The organism is Marisediminitalea sp. (assembly GCF_984433645.1).
Map to the genome: position 1 here is coordinate 1 of NZ_CFIDRX010000055.1, position 14710 is coordinate 14710.

The following is a 14710-nucleotide window of genomic DNA, read 5'->3' on the forward strand; positions in this document are numbered from 1 at the left end:
AGTTAAAGACGGATTGGTAAAAGCGCATCCTCAGCTTTATGTAGACTTGTCTACGATTGCGAAAGGCTATGGCGTCGACGTGGTTGCGGAGTTACTCGAGGAGCAGGGCGTAGAAAGTTACCTGGTCGAGATTGGTGGCGAAATGCGCGTTAAAGGCGAAAAAGGCAATGGCTCTGAGTGGCTTATCGCCATTGAAAAGCCGGTCTCTGAGGCCCGCGCTGTGCAGAAAATCATATCCATTGGCGACAACGCGATTGCGACGTCGGGTGACTATCGTAACTATTACGAGCAGGATGGGGTGCGTTATTCGCACTTGATCGACCCACGCACCGGCAAGCCTATTCAGCATAACACGGTGTCGGTTACTGTTATTCACCCGTCATCGATGACGGCAGACGGTATGGCGACTGCCTTTAATGTTATGGGGTGGGAAAGTGCCATCGCATTGGCTGAACAAAACGACCTGGCGGTGTTTATTGTTAAACGCGAAGGTGATAGTTTTGTGGAATACAGCAGCCCTGCGTTTGAGTCGCTGGTCACTGTTTACGAAGAGTAAGAAATATGAGTACGTTTATATTAGCGTTTGTGTTTTTTCTGGTCATGGTGGCAGCCATGGCGATTGGCTATTTACTGCAGAAGAAGACCATTTCTGGTAGCTGTGGTGGCCTCGGCGCGCTGGGTATTGATAAAGCCTGTGATTGCCCTGAGCCTTGCGACCGCAAGAAAGCGCGGCAGGAAAGAGAAGCGCAGCGCCAGGAAAAATTAAAAGCCTGGGAAAAAGACCGCATAATTTAATTCGGCATGCAGCCAACGGATGACCCGTTCATCCGTTGGTTATTAGTTTTCTGACTGCCTGACCGAAGACAGCGCGGTAGCGATAATACCTGTAGGTACTGCTATCATGCCTAACCCTACCATTAATACCAGAAACGTAAACAGTTTCCCGCCCAGGGTAATCGGATAGATATCGCCGTAGCCTACCGTAGTCAGCGTGGCAGCCGCCCACCATAAACAGTCGAAGATAGTCGTAAACACCTCTGGCTGTGCCGCGTGTTCAAAGTGATAAATCCCCACCGATGCTAAAAACAGAATGATCAGGCTGGCAATGCTGAAGACGACCAATTCTTCTTTAACTGTGTACAGCGCCTTACTGAAACGCCTGATAGCGTTGCTGTATCGAGTAAGTTTTAACAGGCGGGCTAATCGCAGCAAACGGAATAAACGAAGTGCCCTGAGATCCACCGCTAGCATTAAGTAAAAGGGTAAGATGGCGAGTAGGTCAATGATACCGTAGAAGCTGAATACGAACCCCAGTCGCGGCTTCGCTTTATATAAGCGGGTTAAGTATTCGAGGGTAAATATAATAACAACAACGAATTCAGAACAACGCAAAAACGTTTTAACGGGTGGAGACAGGTTAGGAATAGTTTCCAGTGAAAACGTCAGCACTGAATACAGGATCAGCGTAATAATCACCCAGGTGGGGCCGGGTTTATCCCAAAAGCAATCCTTGCGTTTGTTCATGACACGTCCCTGGTCAGTTAGCGCAGTTATCAGCGAATGAAATCAGGTAGCGCGTAATAACCGCGCCGCCTGGTACATTTTTTACACTACTCCTTTGTGCTCAACGTATCAACCAGCATTAACACTGACCCTAGCATAAACAGGTATACGCCGACCGTGGCATAATTTACCAGTTGGGGTAAAAACAATGTGCTTCCGCATAGAAAACACAGGCTGGCAATGATGAGTGTCTTATTCTTGTTTTGCAGCACAGGCCTACTCCACTTCCGGGGTAAAGTTAAAGCTAACCGCAATCCGGTTCCAGCTGTTAATTTCCAAAATAACCGTAGTGAGTTCAATGAGTGCCTGATTGCTAAACTGCTCCGCCGCCTGAGCGAAAGCGTCTGACACATCCGGTTGGGTTGCAATCATGGTTACCGCTTCTGCCCACGCTAACGCGGCTTGTTCCTGTGCGGTAAAACAAGGTGCTTCACGCCACGCAGGCAATACATCGAGGCGAGGTTGTGCTTCGCCGTCAGCCCGGGCCTCTGAGGCATGCATGACCTGACAAAAGCCACAATGGTTGAGTTGCGATACCCGAAGTTTTACTAAATGCCGCAGGCGGGCCGATACGTTATCATCGCTGGTTTTGCCTAGTTCAATCAGGTGCTCCGAGATTCGTGGGCAATGTGCAAAGAGTTCATTGGGGGCTATACGCGCCGTCATTGTTGGTTCCTCATTCTTTAAGTGACTGATGAAGAGGGTAGGCGGTTACTATGTTGAGGTATTGGAAATTTGCGACAACTTTCTGCGCCGGTATTGCGCAGGCGACTCCATGGTTGCCTCGTGAAAAAGATTGGTAAAATGGGCCTGGTCATAAAAGCCCGCGAGCACCGCAATATCGGCAAGGGGTGTTTTGCCACGTAGCAGCAATTCTCTTGCCTTGCGGATGCGATGAAAGCTGAACATTTGGTTTGGGGTAATGCCCATCAGCGAACGCATACGCCTTTCCAGGGTTCTGCGAGACATACCTAATTCTCTGGCGTACTGTTCGGGCGATGCCGTAATACCACAAAGTGCGGCGACCATCGCTGTGTTGACGGGGTTGTTGCGTTGCGTATGACACTGTAGTCTGCTGAGTAACCACTGTTGAATACACATTACTCTTTGTTCAGCAGCGAGTGGAAGCAACGCTTCACACAACGCGGTAATACCTGGCAAGTCATACTCATCAACCTGTTGTGATTGATTCACCGAAGTCAGAAACACCGGACTCAGCAACACCGGGATCGCACCCGGCTTCAGCCGCACACTGAGATGTTCTGCATCAGATGACCAGCGGTGCGGTATGGTGTCGGTATTAAAACAGAAGCGGCAAACGACATTACTCCGGGTAAACTCAAACATCAGGCTCGCCCCTGCATCCGGATAGAGCTTTTCTATCGGGCGGGTTGTGTCAGGTTGTAATGGCATACACCAGATGCACTGCACATGGTCGGCCAATGCGCGGTGCGGCGCATACCAACTGGGTTGTTGCAGCGAAAGTGACGCCGGCACAATAATACCGAGTGATTCGAGTTCCATATGCAATAGGGCTTAATGATTCAGTATCAATAATACACACAATCACAGAGTGTATATATATCACGCAAACATTATGGCGAACGTTGCTGTCAATTTGGTTTGCTGGATATGTGTACGTATATACAGTATTATATGCACGTACTAAATAGCTTCAGGCTGGAATGTCGGTTGTGCGTAAAATAATCCACGTAGATATGGACTGCTTTTATGCCGCAGTGGAGATGCGGGATAACCCGGCGCTGCAAAATGTGCCCATTGCGATTGGTGGCAGCTCTGATCGACGCGGTGTTATTGCTACGTGTAACTACCCAGCCAGACAGTTCGGCGTGCGCTCCGCTATGGCCTCAGCCTATGCTTTGAAACTCTGCCCTGATTTAAAGCTAATACCCGGCAGAATGTCGGTGTATCAGGAAGAGTCTCGTAAAATCAGAGAAATATTTGCTGATTACGCAACCAAAATTGAGCCGTTGTCGTTAGATGAAGCCTATCTGGATGTGACTGACAGCCAGTTGTACAAAGGCAGTGCAACACGTATTGCAGAGGCCATACGCTACCGCATACAGCGAGAATTAAATCTAACCGCGTCCGCGGGTGTGGCGCCTTGTAAGTTTGTCGCCAAGATTGCCAGCGATGAGAATAAACCCAATGGGTTGTGTGTGGTCGCCCCGGATGAACTCGATAGCTTTGTGCGCAGGCTTCCGCTGAAGAAAATTCCGGGTGTAGGGGAAGTGACGCTACAAAAACTGCATCAACTGGGTTTGTACACCTGTGAAGATGTCAGGCAATACCCTTATGAACAAATCCAAAAACGCTTTGGTAAGTTCGGGCATATATTGTGGCAAAGGGCACACGGCATCGATGAGCGGGACATACAAACAAATCGGGTGCGCAAATCCGTGGGTGTTGAAAGAACCCTCAGTGCCGATATACATTCCGAGGCGGAGTGTCTGGAGGTGGTTGAGTATCTGTACGATACACTGGTGAATCGTCTGGCATTACATCAGAAGAAATACCACGCCAGTAAGCCAATGCTAATAAAGTCCCTTGGGGTAAAACTGAAGTTTCAGGATTTTCAGTTAACCACCGTAGAGCATCGTTATTCTGAAGTGGCTAAGCCGAGTTTTCAGGCGCTGTTAAAAGAGGCATATCAGCGAGCGAGGGACAGAGGTATTCGCTTGGTAGGGTTGCAGGTAGGCTTGGATGAGCCCAAAGATGCCCAGCAACTGCTTCTGCCTTTTGATGATAATTAGCAGAAAGTATAATCTTCTACTAAACTTGCATATTCATGCTTTGGATCAGCTTATTGCATTACAATTTGCATGACTATGCAGAAATGTGACACAGGTGTCACATTTGTATTTTAAAATAAGGAAACAGCGAGACCAAAATACTGAGTTCAGCGTATCACCAGCGATATGACAGCATCGACATTCAGGCTTTAACGCTTTTGCCACCCAAAAGGAGACAAAAAATGATAAAACCCGGCGTTTACCAGCATTACAAAGGGAACAATTACGAAGTAATTGGTGTTGCCAACCATTCTGAAGACGAAAGCCAACTGGTGGTCTACCGTCCTATGTATGGCGAAGGCGCATTATGGGTGCGTCCGCTGGAAATGTTTACTGAACAGGTAAAGGTGAATGGTCGTTCTGTAGATCGGTTTCGCTATCTGGGGCATGCTGAGCATCAGGCTGAGAGCAGTATTGCCGTCTAACCGCATTTGCTGATCAAGGAAGTTACGCCCGGTATCTTCATTCATGATTGAACCATTTCGCCGCCAGTGACATATTAGTAGCCAAATAAGTCCAGGTAAGGGATGTTTCATGAAACAACTCATAAAATACGGTTTAGCGCTTTCAGCGCTGTTTGCCGCAACGTCATTACACGCAGACGATCGCTTCGCATCTGTTGAAATTAAATCAAATCATCTTGCCGGTTCAGTGCACATGCTGACAGGTGCCGGTGGAAATATTGGCGTCTCGGCGGGCGAAGACGGGGTGCTGATTATTGACGATCAGTTTGCGCCGTTGGCCCCCAAAATCTCTGCGGCGTTGGGGGAATTAGGTAGCGACGCCCCGAGCTACGTTATAAACACGCATTATCACGGCGATCACACCGGCAGCAATGCGTTTTTTCATGACCACAAAGGCGCGACTATATTTGCCCACGACAACGTGCGTGTAAGACTCGCTAACGATGAATCTGTAGCAAAAGGTGCGTTACCGGTAGTGACGTACGAGCAAGGGGTCAAGATCCACTTCAACGGTGAAACCCTCCACGTATTCCATTTGCCCGCCAGTCATACCGATGGTGACAGTGTGGTGTGGTTCGAGCAACCGAACGTACTCCACACCGGTGATTTGTTCTTCAACGGCCTGTTTCCGTACATAGATCTAGGGGCGGGTGGTACGGTTGCTGGGTACATCAAATCGGTCGAGGTCTTACTTGGCAAAATTGACGACAACACACAGATTATTCCCGGTCATGGCCCTCTAGCCAGTAAGCAGGATTATCAGGCTGCATTAGATATGATGAAAGCCACTCTGGCTTTTGTGAATGCGCAAAAAGCCAAAGGGATGTCAGTGGATGAGGTGGTTGAAGCCGGTTTACCGGAAAAATGGCAATCCTGGGACTGGAGCTTTATTACCGAAGAGAAGTGGATCCGAACACTTTACTGACGCGGTCACCGCGAATACGAAAATGCCACGCAGTTGCGTGGCATTTTTTTATATCTCATTCCGTGTATTTAGCTATAGAAACACAGGTAAGCCGTGGTTGTTTCTACTTTCACGTCAAACGATTGATTTGCAGCAACGCGGAACTCAGAGCCGGTTGCGAACGTTTGCCACTCAGACTCTCCTGGCAATTTGACCGTGAGCGCACCTTCTACCACTTTCATTAATTCGTCCTGACTGGTGCCAAACACATAATCACCCGGCAACATTACACCAGAGGTGCAAGGGCCGTTGGCTGATTCAAAGGCAATCGATTTTACGGCATCGTCAAAGTAGCTGTTTACGCTTAATGTCATAGTGGTGTTCCTGTTGAAAAAAGCGCATTGTGCTATAGCTGATGCCGTGACTCCAGTTAATTTTGACGATTCGCGTCGAATACTTTTTCGCCGGCCAGCCAGGTTTGCATGACCTTGGTCTTCCAGATGTCTTGTGGCGCAATACTGAAAATATCCTGATCTACCAGAATAAAATCAGCCCACTTTCCAGGTGTCAGTGTACCCAGTGTATCTTCCATGTGGGCGGCATAAGCTGCATCCAGAGTAAACCCTTTAAACGCCTGTTGCACTGAAAGGGCTTGTTCCGGGTACCAGCCTTTAAGCGGTTGATTATTGCGATCCTGACGTGTTACCGCAGCGTGTAAGCCGTAAAAGGGGTTTGCCAGCTCCACCGGGAAATCAGAGCCCAATGGCATGGCTATTCCACTGTCTACCAGCGTCTTCCATGCATAAGCGCCAGCCATTCTGGCTTTGCCAATACGCGCTTCTGCCATGTTTTTATCGCTGGTAGCGTGGGTGGGTTGCATCGATGGCAGCACTTTTAATTGCGCAAATCGAGGCAGATCGTTAACGTCAATCACCTGCGCGTGTTCCACACGGTTTCTAAGCGACTGGCCGCCAACCGTCGCGAATGTTTTTTCAAATTCATCCAGTACCATGCGGTTGGCTTTATCGCCGATGGCGTGGAAGTTTAACTGAAAACCTGCCCCTAGTACTTTTTGAAAGATCTTTGGGAAGTCGTCGGGTTGGGTTAGCAGCAAGCCATGCTGATGCGGGGCATCGCTGTAGGGCTTTAACAGTGCAGCTCCACGGCTACCTAATGCACCATCGCCGTAGGCTTTAACGGAACGAATTGATAAAAAGTCATCGGCGCTGCGGATTCTGCCGGTATCCAGCATGTCATCGAGCTGTGGGTCCGTTGCACTTAACATGGCATAAATACGCACAGGCAGTGTTTGTGCTGCGGCTCGAGCCAGATAGAAGTCATAAACATGATGACCCACTCCCGCGTCGTGCATGGCTGTAATACCCACAGACAGCAAGTGCTCGCCAGCGGCGTTTAACTGAGCCTGATATTGTTTAGTGCTTTCAGTAGGCATCACCCGGGCCACTAAATCCATGGCATTGTCGATAAGCACACCGGTGGGGTTGCCTTGGGCATCGCGAATAATTTGTCCGCCAGCCGGGTCTTTGGTGTCACGGGTAATACCTGCCAGTCGAAGTGCTTTTGTATTCACCCAAGCTGCATGTCCATCAACACGGCTTAGCCAAACAGGCTTGTTAGCAATGACTTTGTCCAGCGCTTTTGCCGTGGGGAATGCGCGGTCGCTCCACAGCTCCTGGTTCCAGCCCCGGCCCTTAATCCAGTCCTGGTCCATATGAGCAAGGGCATAGTCAGCTACCCATTGGGCAGCCTGGCTCATGCTTTTACTGTCGCGTAAATCGACTTCCAGAAGGTTCCCACCCAGGCCAAGTAAGTGACCGTGTGCATCGATCAGGCCGGGCATCATCACGGCATTCTGCGCATTGATAACAGTGGCTTTGTTGGGGACAGAAGACGGGTCCAGGCTGATCACCTTACCGTGATTAATTAAGATCCGCTTAAAGCGAATTAATTCGCCTTTGTCGTTAAGGGTATAGCCGCGTACATTATCGATGAGCGTGCTGGCGGAGGCCAGGCTCATTGTGACGGTGCATACAAACAGTAGGGTAATAGACACTAATCTGCGCATCGTTAGGTTCTCATATTATTGTTGGAGGTTGGAGTAAGTAATCGGTGTGCCAAATTTTACTCATGGTGGACTGACTGATATTGCCACCTGTGAGGAGCACCATCGCTGTTTGTCCTGGCGGCGTATTCACCGCCCAGGCAGCAACAGCAGCCATGCTCATTGCGCTGGTGGGCTCAACGTGAATTTTTAGCAAGTGTTGGAGCCACTGAGTCCAATAAGCAATTTGTTGTTCGTTGACTTCGTAGAAATCATCCAGTTCCTGCAGGAGAGGGAAGGTATGTTCCCCAACACTGGGGGTTGCAGCACCGTCGGCCAGCGTACTCACCGGGCCGGGCAATGATTCAATTCGGCCTGATTGCAGTGAGCGTGACGCGTCATTGGCTAGTTGAGGTTCTGCCCCAATCACCAGCGCTTCCGGGGCTAGTTCACGCGTGGCCAGCAATGTGCCACCCAATAGGCCACCGCCGCCACAAGGCGCAAATATCGCGTTGACGTCAGGATGGTCCTGCAGGGCTTCTATTACCGCAGTCCCTTGGCCTGCAATGATCAACGGGTGATTAAAGGGCGGTATCCACACAGTGTCTTTGTCTTCCGCTGCATCTGCCACTGCCCGATCTGCTTCCACGCGGGTAGGGAACAGTTTTAACTCTGCGCCATAGGCTTGTGTAGCCGCTGCCTTGACTGGTGATATTGTTTCTGTGGCGTATATGGTAACCGGAATGCCGGCTTTTGAAGCGGCATACGCCACTGCCTGCGCATGGTTACCCGAACTGTTGGCCACGATGTGTTTCGGGATTTGTCCCGACTCTTGCAATGCGGCTATAAAATTTGTCGCGCCGCGAAGTTTAAATGCCCCAGTGGGTTGCAAACATTCCGCCTTAAACAAAATGCGATGGCCAAACCAGCGATTCAACAAAGAGGATTCCAGTATGGGAGTGCGTTGAACCTTGCCAATTAAGCGTAATGCGGCGTGGTGAATATCTTCATAAGTAGTACCGGATTTGACTTGCGCCACAGAGTTTCCTTTCGATGCTTCGCAGATGACGAGTGATAGACAAAATAGTAACCGTGTCATTGTGTCACTGCTGCATAACAAAGGCGAGTATTACTCAGAAAACGACAAGCAGCGGGTGTAAACGGCGTTAGCCTGATCTGAACTAACATCAACATCGCGTTATCCGCACTTTTTGAGCGTCATTTTTGTTTAATAATCCTATTGTAATGTCGGCAACTGCACGAAGTCTGAGTGTGGAACACTGATGTCTCAACAAGCCCAAAAACGCATATATTTCACGCCGATTATTCTATTTGGCCTGCTCGCTACCTTTTTTATCAGTGTGGGGGCTTACCTGCAGGAGCAGGAGCGCGCTGTAGAACGGAATAAAGCGGAAAACCTGTCGGTTCAGGTGGTGGCGAATCTGCAAACCATGGCCTCAGAGCGACATCAGGCTATGGAGTCTCTGATGCAGAACTGGCCCACTCAGGAACCCAACTACCTGGATTGGTTCAATGTGCAGGCGATTACTTTGTTGAGTATACAACGGGGTTACAGCAGCCTGATGTTGGTCGATCAACAAGGCGTAGTGAAATGGCTGGTACGCCCTCAGTATTCGTCAGAGCAATACTGGGATAACCACATCGTTGGTCAGTCATTATCGCTACCCGGCTTTCTTTATCACGCAAATGGTGAGCAGTATTTTAGTCAGTTAGTCAGCAACGATAAGGGGCGCCATTTTCTGCTTTACGGGCGCATGATAAGTCCTCAGGAGCCGCATTTGGGCTATGTGATGGCCAGCTTCGATTTACAGGCCTGGTTAGCCATGTCAAATGGCCAGATTGTTGAACAGCACTACCATTTTCTGCTCACAGACACATCATTAAATACCATGACGGTGGGCACAAATGCGCCATCGGAAGACACACTTTTTCCTATACAGAGCGAAGCATTTAACGTACTGGGGCGCGAGTGGCGATTGCAGTTGGCTACACCTGAACCCGCGTACAGAGGTGGGTTACTGGTAACCTTAGTCGGACTGGTTATGTCTTTGCTGGCCACCATCGTATTGTTTAAATTGCTCAAAAGCGCAATGAACCTGGACCAGAGTCAATTACGCTACAAAACTGCCAGTGAAGCGGCGCTGGATGCACTGTTAATTTATAAACAGGAAGGCAACGAATATTATCTGGTGGAAGCCAATAAAATTGCCAATCAGTTGTTTCAGGGCGATGTCTGTCTGTTAAAAGACAAGCCATTGTCCGAACAGCTCAGAACATTCAAGCAAGACCACATTGTGGCGCGTATCGCTGAAGTGGTCGATACCGATGCGCCCTTCGATGATTACATTGAAGTGAAAAGCCGCCTGATCAAACCACAATGGTTAAAAGTGCAGATTGTCCGCGCCGGGCGCGACATAGCTATTACATTGCGTGATGTCACCGAACGCTTCAACGCACAACAGGCCCTGTTAAAAAGCGAGGAAAAATACCGGCGCTTAATCGACGGGTTGTATCGTCACTTTGTTTACACGAAGACGCTTGAGCAGTCTTTTGTATATGTAAGTAACGGCCTTTATTCTATTCTTGGCGTGCCGGCCGACACTTTTTGTGCGCAGCAATCACGCTACCTTTCTGAGGTGCCCAATGATGCCAGTACAAGGCTAAAAGCAATCCAGTCTGGTGAAAATCCAGCCCCGTACCGTTTAAAATTACGTGCAGATTCAGGTGAAACCAAAGTCATAGAGTTTGCTGATACAGGCGTCTTTGACGAGCGGGGTAAACTTATTGCCATTGAAGGGATTGCCCGGGATGTGACCGAAGAATTTGCCTTGCAGGAAGAAGTCACTTATCAGGCCAGTCATGATCAATTGACCGGCTTGATGAATCGCTATGCCTTTGATCACTACCTGACCAGGTTGATTGGTAAGGTAAATGCGGGTGAAGCCAGCGCGGTAATGTGCTTTATTGATATGGACCGATTCAAACTGGTGAATGACAGCTGCGGGCACCCGGCTGGAGACCGACTGCTTAAGGAGGTCGCCAATCTGTTTGCCGAGTTCGTCAATGAAAACGACCTGCTTGCGCGTATTGGTGGTGATGAGTTTTGTATGATATTCCGCAATTTGACGCTGGAGCAGGTGCTCGACAAACTCGACCGGTTGCTACAACACATCGCCGCCTATCGGTTTACCGTTGATGAAAAGGTCTTTTTTGTTGGCGCGAGTATTGGTGTGATTGATATTCAGCAGCCCGGTTGCAGTGCGGCTGATCTGATAAAAGCGGCAGATAACGCTTGCTACAAGGCAAAGTCGATGGGCCGCAACCGCTACTTTGTTTATACACCGACAGAAGAGCAGCAGGCGCTGGATCAGGTGGAAAGCAAGGTGCTGCAGCACTTCCAGATGGCGCTGGAAAACAATGGCTTTGAGCTGTTCTTCCAACCCATTATCGACCTGCAAAACAATAAGCAGCGTACTCAGGGAGAAGTGCTGCTGAGACTGATAGGCGAAGATGGTCAGCATATCAGTCCGGGCGTTTTTATCCCTCTGGCCGAGCAGCACGGCGTAATGAACAAAATTGATTGGTGGGTGGTAGACAATACCCTGCGATTCTTGCAGCAAAATACGGCGTTCTGTCGCCAGCTCGATAAAATTGCCATTAATCTGTCGGGCATCACCCTGAGCGATGAAACCCTGCTCAAACAAATAGTGCAACAGATACAGCGCAGTAATGTGCCAACCGAAAAGCTGTGCTTTGAAATTACTGAAACGTCGGCGGTGACGAATCTGACGTCTGCAAAATGGTTTATCGATGAACTGCGCGCGTTGGGCTGTCGCTTTGCGTTAGATGACTTTGGCGCAGGTATGTCGTCCTTTACCTATTTGAAAAACCTGGCAGTGGATTACGTTAAAATCGACGGGTCATTTGTGCGTAACATGGTGCGTGACAAAATTGATTATGAAACGGTGAAAGCCATCAACAACATTGCGCAGAGTATGGGCAAACAAACTATTGCAGAGTTCGTTGTTGACGACGCGACACGCGAAGCGCTTGTGGAGCTCGGTATTGACTATGGACAAGGCTACGCATTGGGTTATCCTGAACCTTTAGTCAATCGCTGTAAAACATTACAGTTGGTTAGTTAATATTACTTCACCGCCAGTTAGCAGAGCGGCTGGCAAGTAAGGAGGATTCATGGGATTACTTGATGCATTAATGGGCAACGCCAGTGAAGTCGATGTAGCTGAGGTGCAGGAAGAGCTACAACCAATACTCGGCAATGCTGAAAACGTTGTAAGTGCTTACAAACTGGTAAGAGACCTGATTGTCTTTACCAACCATCGTTTTATGTTCATTGACAAGCAGGGTATGACAGGTCGGAAAGTGGAATATCACTCCGTACCCTACAAAGCCATTACCCAGTTTAAAGTGGAAACGGCAGGCCACTTCGACATGGACGCAGAGCTGCGTATATTCATTTCAGGGCAGTCTGAAGCGTTGAAATTTGAACTGAAAAAAGACACCGCGATTGGTGTGCAGAAGTCACTCGCGAACGCGATGTTCGGCTAAACAAAAATGGCAGGTGTTTAGACCTGCCACTTCTTTCGTTTCCAGTTACTTACTTATTTATTTCACGCCGAAGTGACGATCAAAAAAGTTAGTGATGGTGTGGTATAAGTGAATACCGGTTTGTTTTCCGCGGATACTGTGTTTTTTGCCCGGGTAATCCATGACTTCGAAAGGCTTACCCATATCCTGCAGGTGTTTGTACAGCTTGGTACTGTGCGTAAACAATACGTTGTCATCGGCCATTCCGTGATAAATCAGCAGTGGGCCTTTCAGATCCTGGGCGTAAGGGAATACCGATGAGGCGTCGTAGGCGTCGCTATCCGTATTCGGGTTACCCATGTAACGCTCAGTATAGTGGGTGTCATACAAACGCCAGGTCGTAACAGGTGCGCCTGACACACCGGCTTTGAAGTAATCTCCCGCTTTGAACATGCTCATCAGTGTCATGTAGCCACCGTAGCTGTGGCCGTAAACACCAATACGTTCTTTGTCTACGTAGGGCAGGGTATGCAAAAACTTCACGCCGGTGACCTGATCATCTACCTCAACGCTACCCATGGCTTTGTAGATTGGCTCTTCAAACGCTTTGCCGCGGTAGTTTGAGCCACGGTTATCAATACTGAATACCACATAGCCTTTGCTTACCCAATGTTGCATAAGCAAGCCGCGGTTGCCGCCCCACTGGTTGTTGACGACCTGGGCATGTGGACCACCGTACAGGTAAACAATAACAGGGTGCTTGCCTTCCAGTTTGGCTGGCTTGTATAAGCGGTAGTAAAGATCGATGCCTTCATCGTTGGTGATGGTGCCGAATTCTGGCTTAATCCAATCTTTTACATAAGGTGTCAGCGGGTGGTTGGCATCCAGTTTATTTTCTTCCAGCCAGGTAATTTGCTTGCCCGATGCATGATGCAGGCTAACCTGGAAGGGCGTGTTGGCTGTAGATGACATATCAATATAAATGGAAGCATCGCCGCTAAACGTTATGTGGTGATAGCCTTCGCGTGCAGTCAGTTTGCTAACGTCTCCGCCTTTCAGATTGACGCTGTACAGGTGACTTTCAAGAGGCGTGTCCTTGCGGCCGGTGAAATACACTTTACCTGCTTTTTCATCGACGGCTTCGAGCTGATCAACCACCCACTCACCTTTGGTCAACTGACGCACCAGTGTACCGTCGCTGTTAAACAGATACAGGTGTTTAAAACCATCGCGCTCAGAGGCCCATATAAACTGTTTGCCCTGGTTGATAAAGGTAAAGTCGTCATGCAGGTTCACCCAGGTGTTGGACGACTCGGTAAGTATCACATCCTGGGCATTGGTTTTCACATTAACGCTGCGCAGTTCCAGTGCTTGCTGTGTGCGGTTCTGCCATTGATAGGTAAAGTGTTCACTGTCTGGCATCCACTTGCCGCGCGCCAGATAAATGTCTTCGTCCTTACCTAAGTCAACCCATTTACGCTGCTGAGTTTTCAGGTGCTGGATAGCCAGACGGATTTTGACATTGGGCGTACCAGCAGAGGGGTACTTTTGCTCAATCATCTTGATTTCATCTGCGTAGATTTCCGAACGGGTAATGATGTCTACCGGCGTTTCATCTACTTCCGTAAAGGCGATGTACTGCTCGTCAGGTGACCACCAGTAGCCGGTCATACGGCCCATTTCTTCCTGTGCTACAAATTCAGCCATACCGTACTTCAGATTGCCGCCACCGTTGGTGGTAATGGCGGTTTCTTCACCACTGGCAATATGCTTCACATACAAGTTCTGATCGCGAATAAAGGAGATGTAATTCCCTTTCGGCGAGAGTTTAATGTCGGTCTCAAAGGCCTCAGTATTCAGCAGTTGTTTCGCGCCTTGCTCGCCGAGTTTGTGGTAGAACACATCACCGCCCATTGGGAACAGTAAAGCGGTGCCGTCGGCTGACCACTGATAACTGACGATCCCGGTGCCGGACAGTCGCATACGCTCACGGCGGGCTTTTTCTTCGTCTGACAGGGTTTCTTCTCCCGACGACAGTTCGTCAGAGTCGAATAGCAGGCGCGATTCGCCTGACGCAATGTTATATTCCCAGAGGTCCAGGCGTTCGTAGTCAGACTGTTTGCCCTGTAGGTATGTGACGCGTTTGCCGTCAGGGGCCACTTTCAGACTGCGTGGCGAACTGCCAGCGAGCGATGGGGATTCATAAATACGTTCAATGGTTAACGTGTCAGCCATTACCGTATGATTGAGCATAAGGGCTCCAAGTATTAAAGCTTTTTTCATGAATAGGCTACTATCTGTCGTTTGAAATGATCCCAAACAGGGGGATGGTTTC

15 protein-coding genes are annotated in these 14710 nt (G+C 49.1%); 7 read left to right on the forward strand and 8 right to left on the reverse strand.

Annotation, left to right across the window (positions count from 1 at the left end; all coding sequences use genetic code 11):
• Together AC4MRN_RS09075 and nqrM are read left to right on the forward strand one after the other, a co-directional pair.
• On the forward strand, positions 1-556 hold a 556-nt coding region (locus AC4MRN_RS09075; protein ID WP_491203091.1), incomplete at its 5' end, for an FAD:protein FMN transferase.
• A gap of 5 nt (positions 557-561) precedes the next feature.
• On the forward strand, positions 562-795 hold the full coding sequence (gene nqrM / locus AC4MRN_RS09080) for a (Na+)-NQR maturation NqrM (protein ID WP_073325163.1): 234 nt from the start codon (positions 562-564) through the stop codon (positions 793-795).
• 42 nt (positions 796-837) lie between these two features.
• Here the strand turns inward: nqrM and AC4MRN_RS09085 are convergent, their stop codons facing one another.
• The 4 genes from AC4MRN_RS09085 to AC4MRN_RS09100 form a co-directional block, all read right to left on the reverse strand.
• Entirely contained in the window at positions 838-1524 is a 687-nt protein-coding gene (locus AC4MRN_RS09085) for an ion transporter (RefSeq protein WP_491203092.1), read from the reverse strand.
• A gap of 86 nt (positions 1525-1610) precedes the next feature.
• Positions 1611-1775, reverse strand: a complete 165-nt coding sequence (locus AC4MRN_RS09090; RefSeq protein ID WP_084526764.1) for a YrhK family protein — start codon at positions 1773-1775, stop codon at positions 1611-1613.
• 4 nt (positions 1776-1779) lie between these two features.
• On the reverse strand, positions 1780-2229 hold the full coding sequence (locus AC4MRN_RS09095) for a carboxymuconolactone decarboxylase family protein (protein WP_491203093.1): 450 nt from the start codon (positions 2227-2229) through the stop codon (positions 1780-1782).
• Positions 2230-2277: 48 nt separating this feature from the next.
• Positions 2278-3087 (reverse strand): helix-turn-helix domain-containing protein, encoded by an 810-nt coding sequence (locus tag AC4MRN_RS09100; RefSeq protein ID WP_491203094.1) that lies wholly within the window; start codon positions 3085-3087, stop codon positions 2278-2280.
• Positions 3088-3257: 170 nt separating this feature from the next.
• Between AC4MRN_RS09100 and dinB the strand changes: the two genes are divergently transcribed.
• The 3 genes from dinB to AC4MRN_RS09115 all read left to right on the forward strand — a co-directional run bounded on the left by dinB (position 3258) and on the right by AC4MRN_RS09115 (position 5765).
• Positions 3258-4337, forward strand: coding sequence for a DNA polymerase IV (gene dinB / locus AC4MRN_RS09105; protein ID WP_370241600.1), 1080 nt, complete (start codon positions 3258-3260; stop codon positions 4335-4337).
• A gap of 221 nt (positions 4338-4558) precedes the next feature.
• Entirely contained in the window at positions 4559-4801 is a 243-nt protein-coding gene (locus tag AC4MRN_RS09110) for a DUF1653 domain-containing protein (RefSeq protein ID WP_073325169.1), read from the forward strand.
• Between the two features lie 109 nt (positions 4802-4910).
• Positions 4911-5765, forward strand: a complete 855-nt coding sequence (locus AC4MRN_RS09115; protein WP_491203095.1) for an MBL fold metallo-hydrolase — start codon at positions 4911-4913, stop codon at positions 5763-5765.
• Positions 5766-5833: 68 nt separating this feature from the next.
• Here AC4MRN_RS09115 and ppnP read toward each other — a convergent pair whose 3' ends face one another.
• The 3 genes from ppnP to AC4MRN_RS09130 are packed head-to-tail and all read right to left on the reverse strand — an operon-like array spanning position 5834 to position 8845.
• Positions 5834-6118, reverse strand: coding sequence for a pyrimidine/purine nucleoside phosphorylase (gene ppnP / locus AC4MRN_RS09120; protein ID WP_155013599.1), 285 nt, complete (start codon positions 6116-6118; stop codon positions 5834-5836).
• 56 nt (positions 6119-6174) lie between these two features.
• Positions 6175-7830 (reverse strand): amidohydrolase, encoded by a 1656-nt coding sequence (locus AC4MRN_RS09125; protein WP_073325172.1) that lies wholly within the window; start codon positions 7828-7830, stop codon positions 6175-6177.
• Positions 7831-7840: 10 nt separating this feature from the next.
• Positions 7841-8845 (reverse strand): serine/threonine dehydratase, encoded by a 1005-nt coding sequence (locus AC4MRN_RS09130; protein WP_491203096.1) that lies wholly within the window; start codon positions 8843-8845, stop codon positions 7841-7843.
• A gap of 244 nt (positions 8846-9089) precedes the next feature.
• Here AC4MRN_RS09130 and AC4MRN_RS09135 point away from each other — a divergent pair, with 244 nt between their 5' ends.
• Complete coding sequence (locus AC4MRN_RS09135) at positions 9090-11972, forward strand: putative bifunctional diguanylate cyclase/phosphodiesterase (protein WP_491203097.1); 2883 nt, start codon at positions 9090-9092, stop codon at positions 11970-11972.
• A 49-nt stretch (positions 11973-12021) separates the two neighbouring features.
• Positions 12022-12396 carry a PH domain-containing protein gene (locus AC4MRN_RS09140; RefSeq protein WP_073325175.1) on the forward strand — a complete coding sequence of 125 codons (375 nt, stop codon included), beginning with the start codon at positions 12022-12024 and terminating at the stop codon, positions 12394-12396.
• A gap of 57 nt (positions 12397-12453) precedes the next feature.
• Here AC4MRN_RS09140 and AC4MRN_RS09145 read toward each other — a convergent pair whose 3' ends face one another.
• Positions 12454-14658 (reverse strand): S9 family peptidase, encoded by a 2205-nt coding sequence (locus tag AC4MRN_RS09145; protein WP_491203098.1) that lies wholly within the window; start codon positions 14656-14658, stop codon positions 12454-12456.
• Positions 14659-14710 lie beyond the last annotated feature (52 nt).